A 25,266-nucleotide genomic window follows, 5' to 3' on the forward strand; every position below is an offset into this window, starting at 1 on the left:
ATTACTATACTACCGTTAAACGGCTATAAAAATTATGCTATACTAGTTAAATCTATTTGTACCGATGCTCCCATAGTAGAAGATAAATACATTGCTTTTAAATAACTTCCTTTTAATCCAGCAGGTTTTGCTTTAATTACTGCCTCAATAAACGCATTTAAATTTTTTAATAAATCTTGGTCTGAAAAAGATAATTTTCCAAGCCCTGCATGAATTATACCTGCTTTCTCTGCTCTATATTCTACCTGACCGCTTTTAGCATTTTTAATAGCATTTTTAATATCTAAAGTTACGGTACCAAGTTTAGGGTTGGGCATTAAACCTTTTGGTCCTAAAATTCTTGCAACCGAACCTATAGCTGCCATCATATCGGGAGTAGCTATACATACATCAAAATTAATTTTCCCTGCTTTAATTTCATCAATAATATTTGTTGAACCTACTAAATCTGCTCCGGCACTTTTAGCTTCTTCTTCTCTTTCTTCTTTACAAATAACGGCAACTCTTACGGTTTTGCCTGTACCGGCAGGTAAATTAACTACACCACGTACCATTTGATCGGAATGCCTAGAATCAATTCCAAGCTTCATAACTATTTCTAAGGTTGGATCAAATTTAACATATGATGCTGATTTTAATCGTTCAACTGCATTTGTTAAATTATATAAAGTATCTGATTTTACTTTTTCTCTAGCTTCTCTTATTTTTTTACCGCCGCTAATTTTTACAGCAACATCTTTCTTATTTGACATAATAATTAATTCCCTACTACTTCAAGTCCCATAGATGCAGCACTACCACAAATAATTTTTGTTGCTGCTTCAATATTTTTTGTATTTAAATCAGGCATTTTTAACTTTGCAATTTCACGACAATCATCCATAGTAACTTTACCTACTACGGCTTCTTTTTTAGTAGAACTAGAACCTTTAGTAATTTTAGCATATTTCTTTAAAAAGTAAGCAGCAGGAGGAGTTTTTATTTTAAACGAAAAACTACTATCTTCATAAACGGTAATTACGGTTGGCAGAGGTATTCCTTTTTCCATACCTTGCGTAGCATCATTAAAATCTTTACAAAATGCTGCAATATTAACTTTTCTTTGTCCTAGGGCCGGTCCTATAGGAGGTGCAGGAGTGGCTCCAGCAGCTGGAATTATCAAGTTAATATAACCTTTTATTGCTTTCTGAGACATTTATAAATATCCTTATTTTTCTCTTAAATTAATATTACTTTGTAACAATTGCATGGATCTTGTTTCCCATCATTGCAAGGAAAAGCTGTAAGTTTTGACAAAACAAGGAAGAAAAAAATTCTGTAAATCAGAAGTTTTTTATTATTTCTCCTAGATTGCCACGCAGCCTACGGCTGCTTGCAATGACGACGCATTATCCCGCAACAATGACATCCTGAACATTCGTACAATACAGCTTAAGTAATTAATAAACCGTATTTAGTCCAACTTTTAATCATTTTTCTTTACTTGATTAAAATTTAGTTCTATTGGAGTTGCTTTACCAAATATTGCAACTGAAACTTTTAACCTATTTTTTTCTTGATCTATTTCTTCTACTGTACCCATGAAAGTTTCAAAAGGACCGTCTGTAACAGTCACTATTTCACCAACTTCATACAATTTAGAATTCTTTGCTTCTTTAGCTTCTGCTTCCAAATTATTAAAAATATTTTGTATTTCACTTTCTGTAAGAGCTTTTGGCGTGGTTTTGCTTCCTAAAAAGCCGGTTACTCCAGATATATTTTTTACTAAATGCCAAGATTTATCAGTCATATTCATCTTTATCAAGATATAACTCGGCATTAGTTTTTTTTCTACCTTGAAATTTTTACCGCGTTTAACTTCAGAAACTCCAAAAACAGGTATTAATATATCTTCAAAAAAATCCGTCATGTTCTGTTTAGCGATTTTTCTAAGCATATCTTCTTTAATGCGTTTCTCTGCTCCTGATGCCGTATGTACTACATACCACTGCTTTACATTTTTTTCAGAAGAAGGCAATATATTATCTATACTCTGTGCTATCACAATTTATTCCTTATACTATTTGCCGATATTAAGCAAAAGCTGCATTATGTTATGTATACTATAATCAAGTACCAAACAAATTAGGCTAAAAATAAAAACTGCTACTACCACTACTAATGTTGAAGCAACAAGCTCTTTTCTAGTTGGCCAAACTACCTTATAAGTTTCTTGTTTAACTTGTTCAAAAAACTTATAAATTTTATATTCTTTAAACATATTTTTGTTAGGTAATTTATTAGACTTCTTACAAAATGCTACTTCTAGAGGCAATTGAGACGATAATCCAGCACTGGAATTCTCACATACTAGTATGTACGCTGCGATTCGAGGTGAAGTACCTCTTTCAAATTTCTCTCTATAAGCAAATTTTGTAAAAATTCTATATTTTATAGCAAAAAAGCTCTAAGCCTATAATGGCAGGAGCGACAGGTATCGAACCCGCAACCTCCGGTTTTGGAGACCGGCGCTCTACCAATTGAGCTACACTCCTATCATATTTTTAATAAAAAATCAATAAAAGTTATTAAAAATATTTGTTATTATTAAAAAATTACTATAATAAACAGTACTGTTAATTTATAAGCTGCCACGGCAAAACAACATTTATTTCTGTAAGACGTGACATCTCACCCCTAAATTATTTTTTAGCTTTAATAATATCAGCTACTTGACTCGGCACTTGATCATAATGAGAGAATATCATACTAAACTGAGCTCTACCTTGAGATAAAGACCTAAGCGTATTAACATAACCAAACATTTCCGCTAAAGGAATATTCGCAGTAACTACTTGAGCATTCCCTCTTGGATCCATGCTTTGAATTTGTCCTCTACGACTATTTAAATCGCCTATAATATCACCCATATATTCATCAGGAGTGATAACTTCAACTTGCATAATCGGCTCAAGTAATTTAGGATTACCTTTCGGCATCCCTTCTCTAAATGCTGCCTTTGCAGCAATTTCAAACGCAAGTACACTAGAATCTACATCATGAAACGCACCGTCAACTAAAGTTGCTTTAAAATCAATCATAGGATAACCGGCAATAACACCGGTTTCTCTAATATTATTTAATCCTTTTTCAACACCTGGTATATATTCTTTAGGCACGGCACCGCCGATGATTTTACTTTCAAAGACAAAAATTTTATTTTTATCTTCATCTTTTAGATCTTTTACCTCTTTTAGAGGCTCAAAAATAATTTTTACACGAGCAAATTGTCCTGCACCGCCGGATTGTTTCTTATGGGTATAATCAATTTCACAAACTTTTGTTATAGTTTCACGATATGCTACTTGAGGAGCTCCAATATTTGCTTCGACCTTAAACTCTCTTCTCATACGATCAATGATAATTTCTAAATGGAGCTCTCCCATTCCTTTTATCACTGTTTGTCCTGTTTCATAATCAGTTGACACTCTAAATGATGGATCTTCAGCTGCTAAACGAGAAAGTGCGAGGCCCATTTTTTCTTGATCGGCTGTTGATTTAGGTTCTACTGCAAGCTCAATTACCGGCTCTGGAAACTCCATTCTTTCTAAGATTACTTGCTGATCAATATCAGATAACGTATCACCTGTGGTAGTATCTTTAAGACCTGCTAAAGCTACTATATCACCTGCTGATGCTTCTTTTACGTCTTCACGATTATTAGCATGCATTAATAGCATTCTACCGATTTTTTCTCTTTTATTCTTTACAGTATTAATAACAGTTGTTCCTGAAGTAATTTTACCTGAATATATTCTAATAAAAGTTAATGAACCGACAAATGGGTCATTCATAATTTTAAATGCTAAAGCTGCAAAAGGCTCAGTTACCGAAATAGGGAAATCTTTTTCTTCACCGGTACTTACTTCCATACCTTTTACTATACCTATATCAATAGGCGAAGGTAGGAAATCTACTACGGCATCAAGTAAAGGCTGTACCCCTTTATTTTTAAAAGCACTACCGCATAAAACCGGATAAAATGCTGCTGAAATAGTACCTTTTCTGATTAATCTTTTAATCTCTTCTGCTGTTACTTCTTCACCTGATAAATATTTTTCCATAACATGATCATCTAACTCAACAACCATATCAAGTAATTTAGCACGATATTCTTCAGCTTTATCTTTCATATCGGCAGGTATATCTTCTTCAAAATACTCAGCTCCAAGTGCTTCATCTTTCCAAATCACTGCTTTCATTTTAATCAGATCAATGATACCTTTAAAATTTTCTTCAATCCCTACAGGCAACTGAATAACAAGCGGTTTTGCTCCTAAACGATCTTTGAGCATTTCAACGCATCTATAAAAATCTGCTCCCATTCTGTCCATTTTATTGACAAAACACATTCTAGGAACATTATATTTATCTGCTTGCCTCCAAACCGTTTCTGACTGCGGTTCAACACCTGCTACACCGTCAAATACTGCAACCGCACCGTCAAGAACACGAAGCGAACGCTCTACTTCGATAGTAAAGTCAACGTGTCCAGGAGTATCGATAATATTAATTATTTTATCTTGCCATCTACAAGTAGTAGCAGCTGAGGTAATGGTTATACCGCGTTCTTGTTCTTGTTCCATCCAATCCATGGTAGCACCGCCCTCATGAACTTCACCTATTTTATGCGATTTACCGGTATAATATAAAATACGTTCGGTAGTTGTGGTTTTACCGGCATCAATGTGAGCACATATACCGATATTACGAATATGCTCAAGTTTATTTATTTTACTCATTATACCCTACCTTATTTCATTTTTTTAGGGCTAAAATGAGAGAAAGCTTTATTAGCTTCGGCCATTTTATGAGTATCTTCTTTCTTCTTAATGGCAACACCTCTATTATTAGAGGCTTCAAACAGCTCTTCGGCAAGTTTATCAATCATCATTTTTTCAGAACGTTTTGACGCAGCATTAATAATCCAACGGCTAGCAAGGGCATATCCTCTTCTTTCATCAACATGTGTCGGAACTTGATAATTAGCTCCTCCAACCCTAACCGAAGTTACTTCTAAATGCGGCTTCACGTTATGCATAGCATTATTAAAGGTTTGATACGGATCAACTCTATGCTTCTTTTCAATTTTATTAAAGGCTGAATAAACAATTTTCTCTGCAAGGGCTTTCTTCCCTTCTTTCATAATATTATTGATAAATCTTGACAGTAAAATACTGTTATATTTCATATCAGGTAAAATTACTCGCTTTTCTGCGGCATGACGACGTGACATTTTATTTTTTCTCTCTAACTAATAATTTATTTTTTTGTAACTGCAACTTGTTTACGAGGAGTACCGTAACGTGACCGACCTTGCTTACGTCCTTTAACTCCGGCAATATCATAAGCACCGAGTACGATATGATATTTCACCCCCGGAAGATCAGGAACCTGACCGCCTCTTACTAACACCCTATCATGTTCCTTTACACTATGCTTTTCACCAGGAATATATGCATTTACGGTTCTTTTATTACTTAAACGCACCGTTGCAATCTTACGAAGTGCAGAGTTAGGCTTTTTAGGGGTAACGGTTTTTACAACTAGGCAAACACCGCTTTTAAAAGGATTAGATTCTAAGGCAGGAGATTTGGTCTTACGAGTTTTTGACTTTCTCCCAAAACGTACTAATTGATTATATGTCGGCATTAAAAAAAATACTCCAAAAAAAACTTATATATACGATAATTAAAGGGTGAAAAATACTTCCACCCTTTATTTTCAATCATTTCTAAATACAAATTATAAGAATTTGTAAATTACACTAAATTTAAATTATAATTACTTTTTCCATAAAAGCAAGTATGTTTTAATTAACAATCATTTTTTTCTCAATTATTTTTGCTATAAAGCTGATTAACATCACTAAAATATAGTAACAGCACGCAGCAATAAGCATTGGAAAAAAATAATTATATGTTTCAATTGATACAATTTGTGCTCTACGCATTAAATCCATTTCTCCAAGCATAGAAATAATGGCTGATTCTTTAATCAAATTTACAAGCTCATTTACTAATGACGGAAAAATATTTTTAACTGCTTGCGGCAGAATTATATCTTTCGTTATTAAAAACTTTGGAATAGCAAGAGCTTCAGCCGCTTCAAACTGCCCTTTATCAACTGCATTAATCCCTGCCCTGATTACTTCGGAAACATATGCTCCCGAATTAAGAGAAAAAGCAATAGCTCCCGCCATAAACACACTAAATTTAATGCCTATGATATAAGGTGAAGCAAAATAAATAATACTTAATTGAATTAATAAAGGCGTTCCTCTGAAAATAGAAGTATAGAAATTTGCAAAAAGCCTTAAAGCACGATTTTTATTTACCTTACAAATAGCGAGCAGCATCCCTATTACTAAACCGAATATAACGGCAATAACGCTATATTTTAAAGTTACCAAAGTTCCCTCTACAATAAAAAAGATTTTTGGATAGAATTTTATTAAATACTCAAACATATTTTATATATATTTTTTTCTTGTCATACCGCGGCTTGACCGCGATATCTAAAAAATAAGCATTTTTGGATCCCGCGATTTAATCGCGGGATAACATTAAAGGTTTCTAGATTCCTGCTTTCGCATGAATGACATAAGAACATTAATCAGTACACTCTCTTCACCGGCGGGATTGCTGTTACTTCATCGGTTAAAGTAGTTAAAGTCACAGGTTTATAATCAAGAACTACTTTACCTGCTTCATCGATAGAGCTAAGAGTATGCTTCATCCAATCCTCATCATTACGATCAGGATAATCTTCACGTGCATGAGCTCCTCTGCTTTCTTTTCTTGCAGCTGCCGAATATACCGTTACTAAAGCTTGATCAAGTAGATTATCTAGCTCTAAGGCTTCCACCAAATCGCTATTCCAAATTAAAGATTTATCGTTAATTTTTATATCTTTATAGCCGCTTCTTATTTCGCTAATCATTCCTGCCCCTTCATCTAGTACCTCTTGAGTTCTAAATACCGAAGCATGGCTTTGCATAGTTCTTTGCATTTTAAGCCTTAACTCTGCAACTAAAATATTACCGTTAGCGTGACGGACTTTATCAAATCTATTTATAATTTTTTCAAGGCTTTCTTCTTTTATAGACTTGTGGGGACTCGCAGGCTTAATAAGCTCGGCTGCTTTTAATGCAGAACTTTTACCAAATACTACTAAATCAAGCAAAGAATTTGATCCTAATCGGTTAGCACCGTGTACCGATACACAAGCCGCTTCACCGATTGCCATAAGCCCTTTTACTACGCTATTATGATTTTTACCGTCTTTGATTATGACTTGACCGTGATAATTCGTCGGTATCCCGCCCATATTATAATGTACCGTAGGAAGTACCGGTATCGGCTCTTTAGTCACGTCAACACCGGCAAAAATTTTAGCCGTCTCAGAGATACCGGGCAAACAACTATGTAAAATCTCAGGCGATAAATGATTTAAATGTAAAAATACATGATCTTTATGCTCGCCGACTCCTCGCCCCTCTCTGATTTCTATAGTCATTGCTCTTGAAACTACATCTCTTGAAGCTAAATCCTTTGCAGCAGGAGCATAACGCTCCATAAAACGCTCACCGTTTGCATTAACGAGATATCCCCCTTCGCCTCTTGCCCCCTCGGTAATAAGACAGCCGGCCGAATATATACCTGTCGGATGGAACTGTACAAATTCCATATCTTGCAGTGGAAGACCGGCTCTAATCGCCATGCCGCCCCCATCACCAGTACAAGTATGAGCAGACGTCGCCGAAAAATAAGCACGCCCGTATCCGCCCGTTGCAAGCACTACATTATGCGCTCTAAAACAATGCAGACTACCGTCATCTAAATTCCACGCAACTACGCCTCTACATTCACCATCTTCCATCAATAAATCAATAGCAAAATACTCAACGAAAAACTGTACTTTATGTTTTAGTGACTGTTGATATAAAGTATGCAGTATGGCATGCCCCGTACGATCTGCCGCAGCACATGTACGCTGAGCTGCTTTTCCTTTGCCGTACTCTGTTGTCATTCCTCCAAAAGGACGCTGATAAATTTTTCCCTCTTCAGTTCTTGAGAAAGGTACGCCGTAATGCTCTAGCTCTAAAATCGCATCGGGAGCGTTTTTGCACATATACTCAATGGCATCCTGATCGCCTAACCAATCAGAACCTTTGACCGTATCATACATATGCCAACGCCAATCATCTTCGCCCATATTCCCAAGAGCCGCACTAATTCCGCCCTGAGCAGCCACAGTATGACTACGGGTTGGGAACAGCTTAGTTATACAAGCGGTATTTAGCCCTTCTTTAGCCATACCGAATGCAGAACGAAGACCTGCTCCGCCTGCACCTACAACTACTACGTCAAATTTATGATGAATGATATTATACGCTTTGGTCATTAAATTAATTTTTTACTATTTTGATATGTGAATTGTCTATCTCTGTCACCCCATGGCTTGACCACGGGGTCCAGTAATTCAATACACAATATTGTTTTCTGGATACCGCGGTCAAGCCGCGGTATGACAATTCTTATCCTTTATAAAACAGCGCTACTACAAAAGCTACAATAGTAACAATGCAAAATAATTGCACTATTATAATCAATGTATTACGTAATTTGTGACAACTTATATAATCTTCAATTACTACACGCATACCAAGCATCGCATGATACAACGAAATAACCACCGTAATTAACAAAGCTACTACATTAAAAGGCTTTTTAAGTTCCCACATAATAATATTTATATCATTATTTTTGTTGGTTAACGTAAAATATATTAGCCACACAGAACATAAAGCTAATATAATCCCCGTTACTCTTTGCAATAACCAATGATGAGAACCGCTTTTAGCAGAACCGCTATTTTTTGCTTTTACAATTTCTGCTTTAAAATCATATACCATTAATTTTCTCTATTATTTGTTTTAGCTTTTCGTCATTGCGAGGAAATTGCATAGCAATTATTGACGAAACAACCTCAGGCATTTATTATTATTTCTGAGATTGCCACGTCGATGCTACGCATCTCCTCGCAATGACATTTTTAATTACTACACCCATAACAATACCGTTAATAATACAGATCCTACCACTACACACCAACAGGTGATATTAACCAATGTTATAGAAAAACCGTAACCGATATCCCAAAATAAATGCCGAATGCCGTTACATAAATGATAAAACCAAGCGTAGCTAACAGCTACTAAGCATATTTTTATAATACAGCATTCAGCAAGCTGTAAATAATTATTGTCATATTTACTAAGAATCAACCACCACACCAAGATTGACACCGCAAAAAACAAAGCTACGCCGGTCATACGATACAAAATTGATAATGTAGAACTTATTTGCGGCTTATATATAGTTAAATGCGGTGAAGTTGGACGCTTATTATAAATTTCTTGTTTGGTTTTAGTCATATATTTCTAATAAATAAACAAAGGGTTATGTCATTCCCGCGGAAGCAGGAATCCAGTAATTAAAAAATACAAATATACTGAATTTTTAAAATTAAAAGCTCTCTTTTTTCTGGATTCCCGTTTTCGCGGGAATGACATACTACACGTTTCAATCGGTCAACGACATCTATCTCTGCAACCAATGTCTTTCTACAGGCGATAAATCATCTGTCACTGCTCTCCTATCATCGAAGACAAAACATTCACCTTGCCATAAATTGTTCTTGTTTTGTGTATCTTCTAGATATTGCAGTATTCCACCCTTTAAATGATATACCTCATCATAACCTATGCTTTTAAGTAAGCTGGTGGATTTTTCACACCTGATACCACCTGTACAAACCATAGCAATTTTCTTACCTTTGAGCAATTCTTGATTCTGCTGAACCCAAGCAGGAAATTGTTTAAATGTTTTGGTATTAGGATTAATTGCTGATTTAAATGTACCAACCTCTACTTCATAATCATTTCGAGTATCTATTACTATAACATCTTGTTTTGTGATAAATTCATCCCAATCTTTCGGCTCTATATATTCGCCTTTAAACAAATCAACATTTAAATCATCAACGTTCATTGCTACGATCTCTTTCTTCAGTCTGACTTTCAATTTCTGAAAAGGATGAACATCACTATAATTTATTTTAACGTTAACATCTTTGGGACCGGTCAGCTTTATCAATTCTTCAAGTACAAGATTTACATTTTCATATGAACCTGAAAAAGAACCGTTAAAGCCTTCATTAGCTAATAAAATAGTACCTCTAATATATTTTCTTTTACCGATAAGCAAAAGTTTCGGTATCAAATTCGCTGGTTCTTCTATATTAACAAAACTATATGTACTTAAAATTGCTATTTTTTCATTCATAAATTATTTAGGTATCATTTTTACATTCTATGTCATTCCCGCGAAGGCGGGAATCCAGCAAAAGCTATAAAAAACTTATTTTTATAGCTTTATTTTATTAAATATGTAATTTTTGTATCAATGTTAAGATTATTTTTCTGGATTCCCGCCTTCGTGGAAATAATATAGAAAACTACATAACCTGCAATGGTACGAACATATTACTACTCCCCCTTTCAATCAAGAGCAAAATATTTTGCTTATCTGATTTTTTAGCATTTTCATATAATTCTTCTAGCTTACTTATATCGTCTATGCTTTCCTGATTAATATTGGTTATCATTATTCCCATTTTATCTTGAGGAATAGTATATTTTTGTCTTAGTTCTTCAGTCAAATTACCAAAAGTAATATTATTTTTAGTAATGGATAAATTATTTTCTTCTTTATTTGTTATTTCTTTCTTATTGGTCTCTTCTGTAGAATCTTTGGTCACCTCTTCATTATCCGAAGTAATTTTAATAGGTAACTCAAGCTCCTTTTTATCGCGAAGTATTTTTACTTTTACTTCCTGATCAATAGGAGCATCTGCAATAATTACACGTAATTTTTTAGTATTTTTAACCGGTATATCTGCAAACTCTATTATTATATCACCTGTTTTAATTCCCGCTTTATCACCTGGACCGTCTTCCTGTACTTTAGCTACTAACACCCCCCTAGTATTTTTAAGTCCTAGCCCTTCAGAAATTTCCTCGGTTAAATCTTGTATTGTTATTCCAAGGCGTCCTCTACTTACTTTTCCATCTTTCTTAAGACGTTCGATTATAGGCTTTGCAGTATTTGACGGTATTGCAAAACCGATACCTATATTAGTACCGAGCGGTGAAAAAATTGCCGTATTTACGCCGATTACTTTCTGATCCAAATTAAACATAGGACCACCGGAATTACCGTTATTAATTGCAGCATCCGTTTGAATAAAATTATCAACTATATTGTCCGTATCTATATCGATATCCCGCCCTTTAGAAGAAATAATACCACTTGTCACCGTACCGCCTAGATTACCGAACGGATTACCGATCGCAATAACCCAATCTCCTACTCTTGCATCATTTGAATCTCCAAACTCAACAAAAGGTAGAGGTTCCTCGCTATCTATTTTTAAGAGAGCTAAATCGGTTTTAGTATCGTTACCTATTAATTTAGCCGATAATTCGGTATTATCTGCAAGTTTTATATTAATTTTATCAACATTTGCAATTACATGATAGTTTGTCACTATTAAACCGTTAGGTTCAATAATAAATCCTGAACCAAGCGGGACACTTTTCGGAGTTTGATCAACCTCTTCCAAATTCAGTGGTATATTAAGCTTTTCTAAAAAATCATTAACTTTTTCTTGCAGAGGATCTTTCTCGGCGTTTTCCGATTTACTATTAACATATTCTATTGTTGAAATATTAACGACTGCAGGAATTAACGGTTCAACTATATCGGCAAAGCTATAACGAGCGGCTTCACTTACTTTTAAAGGAGCAGAATTTATTTCCGTAAATTCATTCTCTTCTTGAGCTGCTACTTTTAAAGACTTACTATTTTCTTTTGCTAGAACAACGTTACTTGATATTAAAACTATTATAACAATAACTATTTTCAGATTAACCATATACTCCAAGTAAATAAAAAGTAGATAGACTAGTATACTACTTAGTGAGATTTAGATATTTTAAAACTTCAGCATCCGGTGAAATTACAAAATTAGTATTCTCTTTCTTTAAAGAATTTTTATATACTAAAAGTGATCTATAAAATTTATAAAATTCCGGATCAACTGAATAAGCAGAATTATATATTTTTGCCGCTTTCTCATCGCCGTCACCTTTAATAATTTGTGCATCTCGATAAGCTTTCGCAAGTATTATTTTACTTTCTTTATCTGCTTTTGAACGAATACGCACGCTTTCTTCTTGTCCTTCCGCTCTAATTTGGGTTGCTTCTTTTTCACGTGCCGTTTGCATACGACGATAAATAGCCGCACTATTTTCTTTTGGTAAGTCTGCTCTTAAAATTCTAACATCTACAACATCAATACCGAAGCTTTTAGCTTCACCGTCCACTTGATTTAAGATATTTAACATTACATTACTACGTTCCTGACTTAAAAGGCTACTTAGCGAGATTTTACCTATCACCTTACGCATTGACGATTCAAGATTACGAGTCAGCCTAATTTTCACACCTTGATAATCATGTACCGTTTTATAAAACATTACGGGATTATTAATTTGGAATTTGGCGTAGGCATCAACAATAACTCGTTTACCGTCAGCAGCCGTTAATTCTTTTGCCTCAACCTCAACATCTAAAAGACGCTTATCAAAAAATTCAACATTTTGAATAAACGGGATTTTAATATTCAGTCCTGGATTTTCTATAGTTCTAACTGCCTCACCAAACTGGAATACTACTGCAGATTGGCGTTGGTCAACTGAAAATAAGGAGCTAGAAATCAGTATCAGCCCAAAAACAATTGTAAAAATTATATAATAAATCTTTTGTTGCATTTAATATTCCTTGTTGTTTAGATGTCATTTGTGTATAGCGTGTAAAACACGCTTGATGTCACTCCCGCAAAAGCGGGAATGACATAGCACCCCTATGGTTTAATAGCCATGTGCGGCAGTAGTGCATTATTAATAATCGTTTTATTTGAACCGCCTAATACCTCTTCGACTACTTCTAAATATAATCTATCTCTAGTTACTTGCCTACCTGTAGCATATTGTTTATAAATAGCATTAAATCTTTGGCCATCACCTTCTGCTTTCGATATAACTTCTGCTCTATAACCTTCTGCTTCTTGTATAATCTTTGCAGCCGCTCCTCTAGCTTCCGGCAAAATCTTATTATTATAGGCTTGAGCTTGATTTATTTCTTTTTCTTTATCTGCTTTTGAAGTTTGCACGTCTCTATAAGCGTCTATTACTTCGGCAGGCGGCTCGGCTTTTAATAATTGTACTTTCTCAATCATAACGCCGACATTATAACTATCCAATATCTTCTGTGCTAATTTCTCTATTTTATAAGTAATCTCCTGCTTTTGATCGGATAATACCCAAGAAATAGGAGTATTGCCTATGACTTCCCTAACGGCACTCTCGACTGTTGCTTTTACTGTTTCTGCAGGTCTTTGTACGTTAAAAATAAAATCTTCAAGATTATTAATATGCCACATTACGTCACAATTTAAAGCAATGATATTTTCATCACCGGTGAGCATTATACTTTCACCGGCAATATTTTTAGTATTATCGCCACCGCTACGCAGAGAACTATTTGTACGATAACCAATCTCAATCCGACGTGATTGTTTAACTTTCTCAACTATTATCTTTTCAAAAGGTGCCGGTAAATGATAATTAAGCCCGGGGTAGCCCTTACGCACAAAACGCCCAAATCTTATTACCGCTGCTTCTTCGCCTTCTTTTATTTCATAAATACCCGAAGCGAGCCATAAAGCAACCACTGCAACAACAACTAAAATTATTGTTTTAGCATTGAAATTAAACGGGAATTGAAATTGATCAAAATTAAATTGACTTTTACGCGGCCTTGTGAATATGTTATCTTCTTTATCAGAATCAAAATCTTTCCATGGGGATTTTTTTAAAATTGAGATATGTTTTTTATTAAGCATTTGCTTTATTGTTTTATATTTTTTTTAAAGATGAGATAATTATATATATTATAGTATATAACGTCAAGTTACGAGCTTAAACAGCTTTAAAAAGGAAATTTAATTATGGCGAATTTACACCAACGACAAATTATAGATAAAATTCAGCATATTACCTTTAAAGACGGTACTTTTTTAAATGAAGTTATATCGGATATTATAATTAAAGGTAATAATATCGGTTTCTCAATAGATATATCAGGTAAAAACAAGTTAGAAGCCGAAGAAATTAGACTTAAGGCAATTAATAAACTTAACGAGATTTCGGAAGTAAATAAAATAACAATTGTTTTTACCGAAAGTAAACCGATGGAGAAAAAAGTTCAAAAACCAAAACATTTTGTAGAAAATGTAAAAAAAATTATCTTAGTAGCGTCAGGTAAAGGCGGAGTCGGAAAATCTACAATATCGGCTCTTATCGCTCAGCAGTTAAGTCTAGCAAATTACCGAGTCGGGATAGTAGATGCGGATATTTACGGTCCGTCAATTCCGCATATATTCGGCATTAACGAAGTACCGCAAACGAAAGATGGACGAATAATACCGGTACTTGCTCAAAGCATCGAAATTATATCTATAGGCTTCTTCGTTAAAGACCACTCGGCAATTATTTGGCGTGGTCCTATGGCGAGTAAGACTATTTATCAATTATTATCGGTAACAAAATGGGATAATTTAGATTATTTAATTATCGATATGCCGCCGGGAACAGGTGATATTCATTTAAGTATACTAGAAAATTATAATTTAGACGGCGTAATAATCGTAACTACACCACAAAAAATATCAGAAATAGACGTAATACGTTCTATAGATTTATATCAAAAACTAAATTTACCTATTTTGGGAATAATTGAGAATATGAGCTATATGCTTAAAAATAATAGTGGCGGACATTTATCACAAAAATATAATATACCACTAATCGCTCAAATTCCGATCACACCACAAATAGCCGAGGCTTGCGATAAATCACTACCTCTAACAAACTTATTAACATTACCTTTAGAGAAGTATTTACAATGAAAATACACGTATTGGAGGATGATAGAACAGGCAACACCCATCAGGCTATTGCACTTGCTGAAAAATTAACGGAAGAATATACAACAATTAAGCTTGAATATAATTGCTTAGCTAAGCTACCGAACTTTTTACTAAAATATTATCCTATTCATATAAAAAGTGAGCTATTGCAGTATCTTTTGGATAAGTCCCCGCCTGATATGATAATTACCGCTGGAAGAAGAACGGCAGTACTAGCATTTTATTTAAAAAAGAAATTTAAAGATATCAAGTTAATACAAATAATGCAGCCTAATCTTCCTTACAATGCATTTGATGCCGTTATTCTGCCTTATCATGACCAACGTCATTGCGAAGCCACAAAGTGGCTGAAGCAATCTCAGGGCTTTTTTACTAGATTGCTTCGTCAATACTTCGTATTTCCTCGCAATGACGACTTTAAAAACATCATCCCCATCAACGGAGCTATCAACAACGTAACTGAACAGTTCGCCGCAGCGAACTTGGAACTCCAAAAACATTATCCTAATCTTAAACAGTTTATTGCAGTGATAATCGGTGGGAATAATAAAAAATTTAATTTCCATGAAGATGAAGCAGTTTTATTTGCTTCATTATTAAATAAAATATATACTAATCAAAAAATACCTTTTTTTATTAGTTTTAGTAGACGTACACCACACACTGTAAAATCAATTATTAAAAATAATATGCCGTCCTCCACAATTATTTATTACCCGAACGAAGACGCAGGCTATAATCCTTATATAGCTATGCTCTCCAAGGCAAAATATATAATCTCTACGGCCGACTCAATCTCAATGTGCAGTGAAGCAGCTTCAAGCGGCAAGCCTCTTTATATATTCTGCCCACCAAACTTTAATTCTTCAAAGCATAAGATTTTTATAAAGCAGTTAGTAGAACAGAAGATAGCAAGAATTTTTGATAAGTCGGCTATTGCTCTAGAAGAATATAGCTACAAACCCTTAAATGAAGCAGAAAGAGTAGCTGAAATTATTAAATCTTTAATCAAAAGCTGGTAATTATATGGATAAAGATATACAATCATATATATTCATTAATAAGCTAAAATCTTTACCGTTTGTCAACGAAATATGGCTTTTTGGCTTCTCGTGCTAGAGGGGATAACGATGAGCGTTCTGATATTGATATTGCAATTATCTGCCCTAATATTCCAAGATCAAGAATGGCTAGAAGTTATGTCTATTATAGAGAATGCCGACACGCTTTTAAAAATAGATTGTGTAAGGTTTGAAAGTACTAAAATAAGCTCTGAACTTTATAAAAATATATTAAAAGAAAAAAAATTATATATATCAAAAATAAACCTTAAACTTGAAAAATTTCGTAAAGCTTTTATAACGCTTGAAGATATTTATTTAAAACCGACAACAGAAGATAGGGCTTATATTGATGCCACTATACAAAGATTTGAATTTACTTTTGAACTCGCTTGGAAGTTTTTAAAAGAATATTTTTCTCAAAAAGGCACATTTCTTCACTATCCTAAAGAAGTGATAAAGGAAGCTTTTGTTGCCAGTATTATAAATGATGAGAGTTTATGGATTTATATGCTTACTGATCGTAATATGATATCTTATACTTACGATAAAAAGCTTGCTGATGAAATATATAACCGAATAAGAAATTATGTTCCTGAACTTAAGAAATTACTAAATATCATTGATTTAAAGATTTAATAATACCTTGCAGAGTTGGGACTTCAGGGGAAGAGAGACTATTTATACGTGTAAATATATTAGTGATATTTTGTTGCATAGCAGTTTTTTTGTCGGGAGCCTTGAAGAATCCGGCTTTATCGAGTTTGCCGAATAAATTTACTAAAAAATGCTCTATTTCTTCTTTAGTAGCTAATTTTTGAATGTTATGTACATCCTCTCTGGGCGTAGAATTACGCAACAACTCATAGCATATAATAATAACCGCTTGAGCAATGTTTAATGAGCTAAATTCGGTTGTATTAATAGTGATAATCTTATTAGCAAATGCGATTTCTTCGTTGCTAAGCCCATTATTTTCCCGTCCGAACATTATCCCGACTTTTTCAGAATTTGGATAATCTAAAGGTAAATTTTGTGAAAATACATAATCTTTATTCATAGCCCTTTTAATGCAAGTAGTAGCATATAAATATTCGAGGTCTTTAATGCTATCCTCTAGGCTATCAAAAATTTTTGCATGATCTATAATATTAACCGCTCCGACTGCATTACTACGTGCTTGCTCATTAGGCCAGCCGTCTCTTGGAGCCACGATTCTAAGCTCATTTAAGCCAAAATTCTTCATTGCTCTTGCAGTAGCACCGATATTCGCACCCATTTGCGGGGCAACTAATATTATTATTGGATTCATTTTAATAATTTTTTGTAACTAAGCAGGTATAGGCAATCGCTACGGCGTCAGCTTCATCAGAATTGGTAATTAAGGCAGTGCCAGACAGCAAAAGCTTTATCATATGCAACATTTGGTCTTTCTCTGCATGCCCATATCCTGTTACGGTTTTTTTTACCGTATTTGGCTTAAACTCTCGCATGTCCAAATTATATCTACCGATCAGCGACATTATCGCCCCTCTAGCATATCCAAGCTTTAAAGAAGTCACGCTATTAGTATTAACAAATGTTTCTTCAATCGCTGCCATATTTGGTTGATATTCTAATATTACTTTTTCTAATGTACTATTAATAAAAGCAAGTCTATGATGAATTGCATCCTTACTATTTGTTCTAATAATACCACTAGCTAAATATTTCAACTGTGCGGTCTCCTTTGCCACTACTGCCCATCCAAGACTCCCAAGTGCCGGATCAATCCCAAGTATTATCATGATTATTTAATGTTATTTTTATTGGCATTATTATATGGCTTTTATGTCATTCCCGCTTTTGGGGGAATGACATCGAACACGATCCAACAAAGCCTGTCAAGCCACAGGGTGACAGCTTTATATCTTCATATACTGATAAAATTCTTGATTATTCTCCCACAGCTCACGCACCTTAACGAATAAAAATAAATGAACAGGAAATCCAAAAAACCTCTCCATTTGCATTCGGGATTTTGCTCCTATTTCTTTGATTTTAGAGCCGTTTTTACCGAGTATTATAGTTTTATAGCTCTCTCTTGAAACTACTATAACTTGATTAATCTTTACGGATTTGTCTTTAAGATCTTCCCATTTTTCGGTTTGTACGGTTAATTTATAAGGGAGTTCTTTCTGCAAATTTAAAAATAACTGCTCTCTTGTAATTTCTGCTGCAATAAAACGCATAGGTAAATCCGTTATGTAGTCTTCCGCATAAAGCCAAGGAGAAATTTTGGCCTTACTTGTTATATATTCAAGTAATCCATCAATATTTTTGCCTGATAAAGCAGATATAGGAAAAAGCAAGCTATCAGGATGATTTTCTGTTAAAAAAGCTTTAATGTCATTTAGATATTTTGATTCGATGTCTATTTTGTTCAATAAAAATATCGGAACAATATTAAGTGAGCGAAGCTTATCTAAAATATTATGTGTTATATCATCAAACGACCTTAGACTATCAATAATTAACAGAACTAAATCCGCACTATGCAAACTAGACCACGCACATCTTACCATTGCTTTCTCTAAGCTCCCTTTCGGCTCAAATATACCGGGCGTATCGTATAAAATTACCTGTGTATCTTTTAAGGTAATAATACCGGTAATAATTGACCTAGTAGTTTGAACTTTTGGGGTAACGATTGAAAGCTTCTCACCGATTATTCTGTTTAATAAAGTTGATTTTCCGTTATTAGGTCGCCCGATTATACAAACCGATACCGTTTTCTGATTAGACATCTTCCCAAACTTCACTTCTAGAGGTAATTTAGACGTCGATCCAGTACTCGCATCCTCGCGTACTGCGGCGGCAAGTGCTTCCGTGTCTCCTTTAAATTCCTCTCTATAAGCGAATTTGGCAAGATGTCTATTAGTCATTTTTAAGTCTATGCAATAAGCTGCGTGCTGCGTTTTTCTCTGCTTCTTTTATTGCGTGACCAGTGCCTGTTTGTTCATAATCTTTTACTTTTACAAGAACCGTAAAAGTCGATGCATGGGAGGCTCCTTCTCTTTTTATCAGACGATATATAGGTAGGTGATGATCACTAGCTTGAGCCCATTCTTGTAAAGCAGTTTTTGGGTCATAATCCGTTAAATTCTGAACTTTTATAAATTCTGCCCATAACTTCTCGATAATATCATGGGTTGTTTCAATATTGCTATCAAGATATATAGCTGCAATTAAAGCTTCCGTGGCATTTTCTATATTATTAAGATTATCACGCCCGCCTGCTACTTCTTCGCCATGAGTCATAATTATATAATTTTTTAAAGTAAGTTTAGCTCCAACCATGCATATTGTTTCTTTGCAAACCAAATATGATCTAATTTTAGCTAAATTCCCCTCATTATAATTTGCAAAATTTCTAAATAAAATTTCTGTGATTACTAAATTTAATACGGCATCACCTAGAAATTCTAATCGTTCATAATCTTTATCATCCTTGTACTCGTGATGTTGCCTTAAAGACGGGTGACTCAACGCCTCTATTAAAAGCTCTTTATTTTTGAAACTATAGCTAAGTAGCTTTTCTAACTTCTCAAATGATTCCATTACGCATCCGTGTTATAAAGATTTCTGAAAATTCGATTTAACCTAACAGATTCAATCCATGGCTTTAACTTTAGTACTAGATTAATAACTCCTATATCATTATCCCACCAAGTTATTTTTGTTGAGAACCAAATAAATTGTGCTTTAGCAATAAAATTTTCAAACGGTACAAATCCAAGATTTACTCTACTATCATTTGACTGATCTCTATTATCCCCTAAAAAGAAATATTTCCCTTCAGGTACATAAAAAACATCCGTATTACCGTATCTATCATTATATATAACGCCATAAATAGGAGCAAGCTTATAAGAAAAATATGTTCTACCGTTTGGCAGTGTTTCTTTAAACTTTAAATATTTTATTCCCTCTTCGCTTATATAAGTTCCAACTTCCGTGCGTTCTATTTTTTTGTCGTTAATATATATGACGTCATCAATCAATTGAATTTTATCGCCGGGTAGCCCTATTAAACGCTTTATATATCTAACACTCATATCGTTAGGCGGACGAAAAACTACAATATCGCCACGATCCGGTTCACGAGCAAATATTCGCCCTTTAAAAAGAGGAATAAAATCAAAAAAAGATAAAGAATAATTACTATAACCATAACTATATTTCGTAGAAAATATATAGTCATTCTCAAGTATGGTTGCTTTCATAGACCCGGTTGGAACGGTAAACGGCTCCATAATAAGTATTCTAATAAGTAAAGCGATACATATTACAAAAGCAAAAGACCCCCACTCTTGCTTAGCTGTTTTATTAGTGTTTGATTTTGTATTATCTGTTTGCATAATCTCTTAATTATTTATAAATTGGAATCGTCATTGCGAGGAAATTACTAAGTAATTGACGAAGCAATCTCAGGAGTTTGTTATTATTTCATGAGATTACCACGCTCCTTTCTCCTTTCAGCCGCTCGCAATGACGGCTTAGTATCCACGCAGGCAATATCTCCTCGCAATGACGATAAAAAGTCAAACCACACTATAACTCTTTATCCTTGCCTCAATCTCGCTTCTAAAATGGCGTATCAGCCCTTGAATCGGCCAAGCTGCCGCATCACCTAAAGCACAGATAGTATGCCCCTCTATTTCTTTCGTAACGTTAAGGAGTTCGTCTATCTCAGATTTTTTGACATTACCTTTAACTAGCCGCATCATAACTCGCCACATCCAGCCCGTACCCTCACGGCAAGGAGTACATTGCCCGCAAGATTCATGCATGTAAAATTTACTAAGCCTTGCTATTGCATAAATAATATCGGTAGATTGATCCATAACTATAATACCGCCTGTACCAAGTCCAGAACCTGCTGTTCTTAAACTATCAAAATCCATATCCACTTCACATAGTGACTTAGGAAGTAAAGGCACGGAAGAACCGCCCGGGATTATGGCTTTAAGATTATCCCATCCACCACGCACACCACCCGCATATTTCTCAATCAATTCTTTTAACGAAATGCCCATTGCTTCCTCAACATTACAAGGCTTGTTAACATGCCCTGATATGCAGAAAATCTTAGTTCCCGTATTGTTAGGTTTACCTATACCAGCAAACCAGCTAGCTCCTCGTCTTAAAATGGTTGGCACTACTGCGATAGACTCAACATTATTTATAGTAGTCGGACAGCCATATAACCCAAAGCCGGCAGGAAAAGGCGGCTTTAAACGAGGCATACCTTTTTTGCCCTCTAAGCTTTCAAGCAATGCCGTTTCTTCGCCACAAATATAAGCACCCGCCCCACGATGTAAATAAATATTACAATCAAAGCCCGAACCGCAAGAATTCTTTCCTATTAACCCTTCTTTATAAGCTTCATCTAAGGCATGCTGAATATTAGAGGCTTCATTATAAAACTCACCTCTAATATAGATATAACAATTATTCGCTCCTATAGCAAAGCTTGCAAGCAAGCAACCTTCTATTAATTTGTGCGGCTCAAACCTTAATATATCACGATCCTTACAAGTGCCAGGCTCAGACTCGTCGGCATTTACTACTAAATAGCAAGACTTCTCTAAATTTTTAGGCATAAATGACCATTTCATACCGGTAGAAAATCCGGCACCTCCTCGCCCTCTAAGCCCTGATTTCTTAACCTCTTCAACGATGAAATCTCTACCTTTATCAAGCAAAGCTTTAGTATTCTCCCAATCGCCTCGCTTCTTGCTAGATTTCAAATCATGGCTTTGCTGCCCATGCAGGTTAGTAAAAATTTTGTCTTCTTCTTTTAGCATAAACTATTCTCGTTATGGCTTAAAAACGTCATTGTGAGGAAAAATTGAAAATTTTGACGAAGCAATCTCGTGCCAAAATCCTGAGATTGTCATGCAGGCTACGGCCACTCGCAATGACAATAAAGCCGGCCCAAGCAACCATGCCTGCTCGCAATGACGATTCTTTACCTTTCTATTACTTTTTTATTAAACTTCCTATTAACAAACATTGTAAGTATCGGAGCAGAGATAAAAATTGAGGAATAAGTACCGGCTATTATCCCAAAAAATACAAGTACGCTAAAACTACGGATTGCCTCACCGCCAAAAAGAATAAGGGCTAAATTGGCAAGTAGCGTGGTAATGACAGTTAACATAGTTCTTGATAAAGTCTCATTAATACTTAAATTTATAATTTCCGTGATATTTTTTTTATGATATTTACGTAAATTTTCTCTAATCCTATCATATATTACTACCGAATCATTAACGGAATAACCTATAATAGTTAACACTGCAGCAATAGTACTTAAGTTAAAATCAAGCTTTGTCATACTCATAAACCCAAGAGCGAGTATTACGTCATGCACTAAGGCGATCAGTATACCAAGACCAAAATACCACTCAAAACGCACCCAAATATAAACCATAATCGCTAAGAAAGAGAATAGCATCGCCATAGCCCCCGCTTCTATTAGCTGCCTACCGACTTGCGGACCGACAAAATCTACCTTACGATATTCAAACTTATACGGAAAATTACTTTGCAAAGATCCTTTAATTAACTCAATATTTTTCATGAGATTTTCTTCACTACTACTACCGAATCTAATCGATAAATCACGCTCACTACCGAAATTCTGTAAGACCACCTCACCTATTCCAAGCTTGCCTAGAACCCCACGCATTTTTGGCAAATCAGGAGCTTGATCAAGCCTTACTTCAATAACTATACCGCCAGCAAAATCAATACCGAAATTAAATTTATATATACCGATCCAAATAAAGCTAATGAGTGATAAAATAATTGAGAAAGTGTAACTAACTTTTTTAAAATTCATAAAATCAAAATCGATTTTATTAGGTAAAAGTCTTAAAGGATAAATTTGCATTATTATATATTTTGTTGAATAAGGATTATATTTGTATTATATAGTAAATTCAAAAAGGTTAAATGATTTTTTATGTCAGAAGTAGTAGTAAAAGAACAATTAGAGCAATATATAAGCAAAATAGAAAGATTAGAACAAGAAAAAGCTGATTTATCTCAAGAAGTAAAAGATATCTTCCAAGATGCTTCTTCACATGGATTTGATGTTAAAGCTATGAAATCTATATTGAAACTAAAGAAATTGGATAAAGATAAACTTGCCGAGCAGGACGCTATGCTTGAGCTTTATAGAGATACTTTAGGGATTTGAGGCATACGTCATTGCGAGGAAAATTTGTAGAAGTCAAGATTTGATCTTACAGACACTATAAATTTTGCACCTGATTGTCAGTTAAATTTTGACTGTCAGAGACGTATTCAAGATACAAGATTTCATTATTCTTTTCAACAGCTAATTTTTTACTATCCTTAAAAGTTTGCATAGGAGTTTTTCCATAACAATATTTTCCTGAATGTGGTCGCTCATTATTGAAATGCTCTAACCAAATATCAAGATCTAATTGTAAATCATCAAGATCTGTATAAATCTTTTTCCGCATAGCTGTATCAAAGAATTCTTGTTTCATGGTTTTATTAAAACGCTCACACATACCATTTGTTTGGGGAGAATATGCCTTAGTTGTAGTATGCTCTATACCTTCGATACTTAGAAACAACTCAAAAGCATGATGCTCTATATTCCCCTTATATTCTGACCCACGATCTGTAAGAATACGAAGTATTGGTATCCCTTGGGTCTCGTACCATGGTAACACGCGGTCATTAAGCATATCAGCAGCAGTTAAAGCTGTTTTATCAGTATATAGTTTAGCATCAGCTACCCTAGTATAGCTATCAATAAATACCTGAGAATAAACCTTACCTATACCTTTGAAATTACCTACATAATACGTATCCTGACATCCTAGATAACCTGGATGCTGCGTCTCAGTTTCTCCATGAGCTTCTCTTTCATTACGACGCTCCTCTAGCACTTGTAATTGAGATTCAGTAAGAACAATACCATCCTGAGCCATCTTTGCTTCTAATGCTTTAAGCCTTTTACTGATATTGTTTAAATCATTACGTAACCAAATTGATCGCACTCCTCCAGGCGATACAAGTATACCGCTCTTCTTAAGCTCATTTGATACTCTTAGCTGACCATATGCTGGATATTCTATTGCCATATCCATTACTGCTTTCTCTATCGCTGGATCAACTCTATTCGCTATTATTGGCTTTCTTCGACTAATTTCATACAATGCCTCTTCGCCACCAGTTTCATACAGTGCTTTAAATCTGTAATAACTATCTCTACTATAGCCCATCGCTTTACATGCTGATGATATGCTACCAAGACTCTTAGCTAGTTCTAGTAACCCTATTTTTGGCTTTATTATTTTTTGATTTAAGTTCATTTTTCATCTCCATTTAATAATTAATTTATTTTACTAAATGTAAGATATAATCTCAACTATTACATATTATATTGATCTTTACCACATAGATGACTGTATACTCAAATGATTTGAAGAATTGTTTCTGCAAAAACTTCGGAGGACTCGCATGCTCACCTATTAAGGGCTGTGCGTACTCACTCCTAGTTTTACATTCCAATTCTCCAAATCATTTGAGTATACCCTGTCTGCATCAACAAATTTTAATTGATAAAATAAGCGCTTTTCAGGAGCAATAAAATATTTTGTAATATTACTATTCTTAAAAATATATCTATATTCTTGATTAGCGTGGATTTGATAATCGTAGTCGAGATAGTGAATTTATAATTCCTCTTTATTAATTCATTTAAACTTTTAAGTAAGAAATATGCTACCCCCTCACCGTAACCATAATTATCTATAATTCTGTTAATTTGGTATTTTCTGGAGAATCTTGAAAAAAATTTCTTTTACTGAATCGTTTTTTGAGAGCATTTGATATATATCTATATCATTCCTGCGACGTTTGGGCTTTATTGTATGGCTGTTTATGTCATGCCCACGAAAGCGGGAATCCAGTAATTTAAAGGTTATACACAATAAGTTTGTACAATTAAAAGCTCGATTTA

27 protein-coding genes and 1 tRNA gene are annotated in these 25,266 nt (G+C 34.5%); 4 read left to right on the forward strand and 24 right to left on the reverse strand.

Features of this window, described 5'->3' with window-relative positions:
- Positions 1-32: 32 nt before the first annotated feature.
- The 16 genes from rplA to hflK all read right to left on the reverse strand — a co-directional run bounded on the left by rplA (position 33) and on the right by hflK (position 14,070).
- Positions 33-752, reverse strand: coding sequence for a 50S ribosomal protein L1 (rplA, locus tag RPR_RS04000; protein WP_010976849.1), 720 nt, complete (start codon positions 750-752; stop codon positions 33-35).
- Positions 753-757: 5 nt separating this feature from the next.
- Positions 758-1,195, reverse strand: coding sequence for a 50S ribosomal protein L11 (gene rplK, locus RPR_RS04005; RefSeq protein WP_012736727.1), 438 nt, complete (start codon positions 1,193-1,195; stop codon positions 758-760).
- Between the two features lie 270 nt (positions 1,196-1,465).
- Positions 1,466-2,044, reverse strand: a complete 579-nt coding sequence (gene nusG / locus RPR_RS04010; RefSeq protein WP_012736728.1) for a transcription termination/antitermination protein NusG — start codon at positions 2,042-2,044, stop codon at positions 1,466-1,468.
- 15 nt (positions 2,045-2,059) lie between these two features.
- On the reverse strand, positions 2,060-2,260 hold the full coding sequence (gene secE / locus RPR_RS04015) for a preprotein translocase subunit SecE (RefSeq protein ID WP_004996644.1): 201 nt from the start codon (positions 2,258-2,260) through the stop codon (positions 2,060-2,062).
- A gap of 198 nt (positions 2,261-2,458) precedes the next feature.
- Positions 2,459-2,534, reverse strand: a tRNA-Trp gene (locus RPR_RS04020).
- Between the two features lie 147 nt (positions 2,535-2,681).
- Positions 2,682-4,781 carry an elongation factor G gene (gene fusA / locus RPR_RS04025; protein ID WP_012736730.1) on the reverse strand — a complete coding sequence of 700 codons (2,100 nt, stop codon included), beginning with the start codon at positions 4,779-4,781 and terminating at the stop codon, positions 2,682-2,684.
- A gap of 11 nt (positions 4,782-4,792) precedes the next feature.
- Positions 4,793-5,275 carry a 30S ribosomal protein S7 gene (gene rpsG, locus RPR_RS04030; protein ID WP_004996646.1) on the reverse strand — a complete coding sequence of 161 codons (483 nt, stop codon included), beginning with the start codon at positions 5,273-5,275 and terminating at the stop codon, positions 4,793-4,795.
- A 26-nt stretch (positions 5,276-5,301) separates the two neighbouring features.
- Positions 5,302-5,691, reverse strand: a complete 390-nt coding sequence (gene rpsL, locus RPR_RS04035; protein ID WP_012736731.1) for a 30S ribosomal protein S12 — start codon at positions 5,689-5,691, stop codon at positions 5,302-5,304.
- Positions 5,692-5,851: 160 nt separating this feature from the next.
- Positions 5,852-6,508, reverse strand: a complete 657-nt coding sequence (locus RPR_RS04040; protein ID WP_004996648.1) for an amino acid ABC transporter permease — start codon at positions 6,506-6,508, stop codon at positions 5,852-5,854.
- Positions 6,509-6,654: 146 nt separating this feature from the next.
- Complete coding sequence (gene sdhA, locus RPR_RS04045) at positions 6,655-8,445, reverse strand: succinate dehydrogenase flavoprotein subunit (RefSeq protein WP_012736732.1); 1,791 nt, start codon at positions 8,443-8,445, stop codon at positions 6,655-6,657.
- Between the two features lie 133 nt (positions 8,446-8,578).
- A complete protein-coding gene (gene sdhD, locus RPR_RS04050) occupies positions 8,579-8,956 on the reverse strand; it encodes a succinate dehydrogenase, hydrophobic membrane anchor protein (protein ID WP_012736733.1) in 378 nt (125 codons plus the stop codon).
- A gap of 147 nt (positions 8,957-9,103) precedes the next feature.
- The gene (gene sdhC, locus RPR_RS04055) at positions 9,104-9,478 is read right to left on the reverse strand and encodes a succinate dehydrogenase, cytochrome b556 subunit (RefSeq protein WP_012736734.1); all 375 of its coding nucleotides are present in this window, start codon (positions 9,476-9,478) and stop codon (positions 9,104-9,106) included.
- A 166-nt stretch (positions 9,479-9,644) separates the two neighbouring features.
- The gene (locus RPR_RS04060) at positions 9,645-10,388 is read right to left on the reverse strand and encodes a rhodanese domain-containing protein (RefSeq protein ID WP_012736735.1); all 744 of its coding nucleotides are present in this window, start codon (positions 10,386-10,388) and stop codon (positions 9,645-9,647) included.
- 172 nt (positions 10,389-10,560) lie between these two features.
- Entirely contained in the window at positions 10,561-12,039 is a 1,479-nt protein-coding gene (locus tag RPR_RS04065; protein WP_012736736.1) for a Do family serine endopeptidase, read from the reverse strand.
- Positions 12,040-12,076: 37 nt separating this feature from the next.
- Positions 12,077-12,937, reverse strand: a complete 861-nt coding sequence (gene hflC / locus RPR_RS04070; RefSeq protein ID WP_004996654.1) for a protease modulator HflC — start codon at positions 12,935-12,937, stop codon at positions 12,077-12,079.
- Positions 12,938-13,029: 92 nt separating this feature from the next.
- On the reverse strand, positions 13,030-14,070 hold the full coding sequence (hflK, locus tag RPR_RS04075; RefSeq protein WP_012736737.1) for an FtsH protease activity modulator HflK: 1,041 nt from the start codon (positions 14,068-14,070) through the stop codon (positions 13,030-13,032).
- A gap of 105 nt (positions 14,071-14,175) precedes the next feature.
- Here hflK and RPR_RS04080 point away from each other — a divergent pair, with 105 nt between their 5' ends.
- The 3 genes from RPR_RS04080 (at position 14,176) to RPR_RS09080 (ending at position 16,856) form a co-directional block, all read left to right on the forward strand.
- Entirely contained in the window at positions 14,176-15,135 is a 960-nt protein-coding gene (locus RPR_RS04080; RefSeq protein ID WP_012736738.1) for an Mrp/NBP35 family ATP-binding protein, read from the forward strand.
- Positions 15,132-16,178 (forward strand): mitochondrial fission ELM1 family protein, encoded by a 1,047-nt coding sequence (locus RPR_RS04085; RefSeq protein ID WP_012736739.1) that lies wholly within the window; start codon positions 15,132-15,134, stop codon positions 16,176-16,178. Before RPR_RS04080 ends, RPR_RS04085 begins: the two co-directional genes overlap by 4 nt.
- A gap of 72 nt (positions 16,179-16,250) precedes the next feature.
- Positions 16,251-16,856 (forward strand): nucleotidyltransferase substrate binding protein, encoded by a 606-nt coding sequence (locus RPR_RS09080; protein ID WP_228368796.1) that lies wholly within the window; start codon positions 16,251-16,253, stop codon positions 16,854-16,856.
- Here the strand turns inward: RPR_RS09080 and RPR_RS04100 are convergent.
- From RPR_RS04100 to secF, 7 genes are all read right to left on the reverse strand, one after another.
- Positions 16,837-17,529: an RNA methyltransferase gene (locus tag RPR_RS04100; protein WP_012736741.1), complete on the reverse strand. Its 693-nt coding sequence runs from the start codon at positions 17,527-17,529 to the stop codon at positions 16,837-16,839. The genes RPR_RS09080 and RPR_RS04100 overlap by 20 nt on opposite strands.
- Before the next feature lies 1 nt (position 17,530).
- The gene (ruvC, locus tag RPR_RS04105) at positions 17,531-18,004 is read right to left on the reverse strand and encodes a crossover junction endodeoxyribonuclease RuvC (RefSeq protein ID WP_004996663.1); all 474 of its coding nucleotides are present in this window, start codon (positions 18,002-18,004) and stop codon (positions 17,531-17,533) included.
- A 117-nt stretch (positions 18,005-18,121) separates the two neighbouring features.
- Entirely contained in the window at positions 18,122-19,141 is a 1,020-nt protein-coding gene (era, locus tag RPR_RS04110; RefSeq protein WP_012736742.1) for a GTPase Era, read from the reverse strand.
- Positions 19,134-19,817, reverse strand: a complete 684-nt coding sequence (rnc, locus tag RPR_RS04115) for a ribonuclease III (RefSeq protein ID WP_012736743.1) — start codon at positions 19,815-19,817, stop codon at positions 19,134-19,136. The genes era and rnc overlap by 8 nt, the downstream gene beginning before the upstream one ends.
- Positions 19,817-20,617, reverse strand: a complete 801-nt coding sequence (gene lepB, locus RPR_RS04120; protein WP_012736744.1) for a signal peptidase I — start codon at positions 20,615-20,617, stop codon at positions 19,817-19,819. The genes rnc and lepB overlap by 1 nt, the downstream gene beginning before the upstream one ends.
- Positions 20,618-20,800: 183 nt before the next feature.
- Positions 20,801-22,066, reverse strand: a complete 1,266-nt coding sequence (gene nuoF, locus RPR_RS04125; protein WP_012736745.1) for an NADH-quinone oxidoreductase subunit NuoF — start codon at positions 22,064-22,066, stop codon at positions 20,801-20,803.
- A gap of 164 nt (positions 22,067-22,230) precedes the next feature.
- Complete coding sequence (secF, locus tag RPR_RS04130) at positions 22,231-23,157, reverse strand: protein translocase subunit SecF (protein WP_012736746.1); 927 nt, start codon at positions 23,155-23,157, stop codon at positions 22,231-22,233.
- A 72-nt stretch (positions 23,158-23,229) separates the two neighbouring features.
- Here secF and RPR_RS04135 point away from each other — a divergent pair, with 72 nt between their 5' ends.
- Positions 23,230-23,466, forward strand: coding sequence for a DUF2312 domain-containing protein (locus RPR_RS04135; protein WP_004996682.1), 237 nt, complete (start codon positions 23,230-23,232; stop codon positions 23,464-23,466).
- A 55-nt stretch (positions 23,467-23,521) separates the two neighbouring features.
- Here the strand turns inward: RPR_RS04135 and RPR_RS04140 are convergent, their stop codons facing one another.
- Positions 23,522-24,616, reverse strand: coding sequence for an IS481-like element ISRpe1 family transposase (locus tag RPR_RS04140; RefSeq protein WP_012736747.1), 1,095 nt, complete (start codon positions 24,614-24,616; stop codon positions 23,522-23,524).
- Between the last annotated feature and the right edge of the window lie 650 nt (positions 24,617-25,266).

The organism is Rickettsia peacockii str. Rustic, assembly GCF_000021525.1.
In the GTDB taxonomy this organism is placed as follows: Bacteria; Pseudomonadota; Alphaproteobacteria; order Rickettsiales; family Rickettsiaceae; genus Rickettsia; species Rickettsia rickettsii.

Excerpts from the sequence above, each read along its gene's own strand:
- rplA (WP_010976849.1), bottom strand. The coding sequence starts at position 752 with ATGTCAAATAAGAAAGATGTTGCTGTAAAAATTAGCGGCGGTAAAAAA.
- rplK (WP_012736727.1), bottom strand. The coding sequence starts at position 1,195 with ATGTCTCAGAAAGCAATAAAAGGTTATATTAACTTGATAATTCCAGCT.
- secE (WP_004996644.1), bottom strand. The coding sequence starts at position 2,260 with ATGTTTAAAGAATATAAAATTTATAAGTTTTTTGAACAAGTTAAACAA.
- fusA (WP_012736730.1), bottom strand. The coding sequence starts at position 4,781 with ATGAGTAAAATAAATAAACTTGAGCATATTCGTAATATCGGTATATGT.
- rpsG (WP_004996646.1), bottom strand. The coding sequence starts at position 5,275 with ATGTCACGTCGTCATGCCGCAGAAAAGCGAGTAATTTTACCTGATATG.
- rpsL (WP_012736731.1), bottom strand. The coding sequence starts at position 5,691 with ATGCCGACATATAATCAATTAGTACGTTTTGGGAGAAAGTCAAAAACT.
- RPR_RS04040 (WP_004996648.1), bottom strand. The coding sequence starts at position 6,508 with ATGTTTGAGTATTTAATAAAATTCTATCCAAAAATCTTTTTTATTGTA.
- sdhA (WP_012736732.1), bottom strand. The coding sequence starts at position 8,445 with ATGACCAAAGCGTATAATATCATTCATCATAAATTTGACGTAGTAGTT.
- sdhD (WP_012736733.1), bottom strand. The coding sequence starts at position 8,956 with ATGGTATATGATTTTAAAGCAGAAATTGTAAAAGCAAAAAATAGCGGT.
- sdhC (WP_012736734.1), bottom strand. The coding sequence starts at position 9,478 with ATGACTAAAACCAAACAAGAAATTTATAATAAGCGTCCAACTTCACCG.
- RPR_RS04060 (WP_012736735.1), bottom strand. The coding sequence starts at position 10,388 with ATGAATGAAAAAATAGCAATTTTAAGTACATATAGTTTTGTTAATATA.
- RPR_RS04065 (WP_012736736.1), bottom strand. The coding sequence starts at position 12,039 with ATGGTTAATCTGAAAATAGTTATTGTTATAATAGTTTTAATATCAAGT.
- hflC (WP_004996654.1), bottom strand. The coding sequence starts at position 12,937 with ATGCAACAAAAGATTTATTATATAATTTTTACAATTGTTTTTGGGCTG.
- hflK (WP_012736737.1), bottom strand. The coding sequence starts at position 14,070 with ATGCTTAATAAAAAACATATCTCAATTTTAAAAAAATCCCCATGGAAA.
- RPR_RS04080 (WP_012736738.1), top strand. The coding sequence starts at position 14,176 with ATGGCGAATTTACACCAACGACAAATTATAGATAAAATTCAGCATATT.
- RPR_RS04085 (WP_012736739.1), top strand. The coding sequence starts at position 15,132 with ATGAAAATACACGTATTGGAGGATGATAGAACAGGCAACACCCATCAG.
- RPR_RS09080 (WP_228368796.1), top strand. The coding sequence starts at position 16,251 with ATGGCTTTTTGGCTTCTCGTGCTAGAGGGGATAACGATGAGCGTTCTG.
- RPR_RS04100 (WP_012736741.1), bottom strand. The coding sequence starts at position 17,529 with ATGAATCCAATAATAATATTAGTTGCCCCGCAAATGGGTGCGAATATC.
- ruvC (WP_004996663.1), bottom strand. The coding sequence starts at position 18,004 with ATGATAATACTTGGGATTGATCCGGCACTTGGGAGTCTTGGATGGGCA.
- era (WP_012736742.1), bottom strand. The coding sequence starts at position 19,141 with ATGACTAATAGACATCTTGCCAAATTCGCTTATAGAGAGGAATTTAAA.
- rnc (WP_012736743.1), bottom strand. The coding sequence starts at position 19,817 with ATGGAATCATTTGAGAAGTTAGAAAAGCTACTTAGCTATAGTTTCAAA.
- lepB (WP_012736744.1), bottom strand. The coding sequence starts at position 20,617 with ATGCAAACAGATAATACAAAATCAAACACTAATAAAACAGCTAAGCAA.
- nuoF (WP_012736745.1), bottom strand. The coding sequence starts at position 22,066 with ATGCTAAAAGAAGAAGACAAAATTTTTACTAACCTGCATGGGCAGCAA.
- secF (WP_012736746.1), bottom strand. The coding sequence starts at position 23,157 with ATGCAAATTTATCCTTTAAGACTTTTACCTAATAAAATCGATTTTGAT.
- RPR_RS04135 (WP_004996682.1), top strand. The coding sequence starts at position 23,230 with ATGTCAGAAGTAGTAGTAAAAGAACAATTAGAGCAATATATAAGCAAA.
- RPR_RS04140 (WP_012736747.1), bottom strand. The coding sequence starts at position 24,616 with ATGAACTTAAATCAAAAAATAATAAAGCCAAAAATAGGGTTACTAGAA.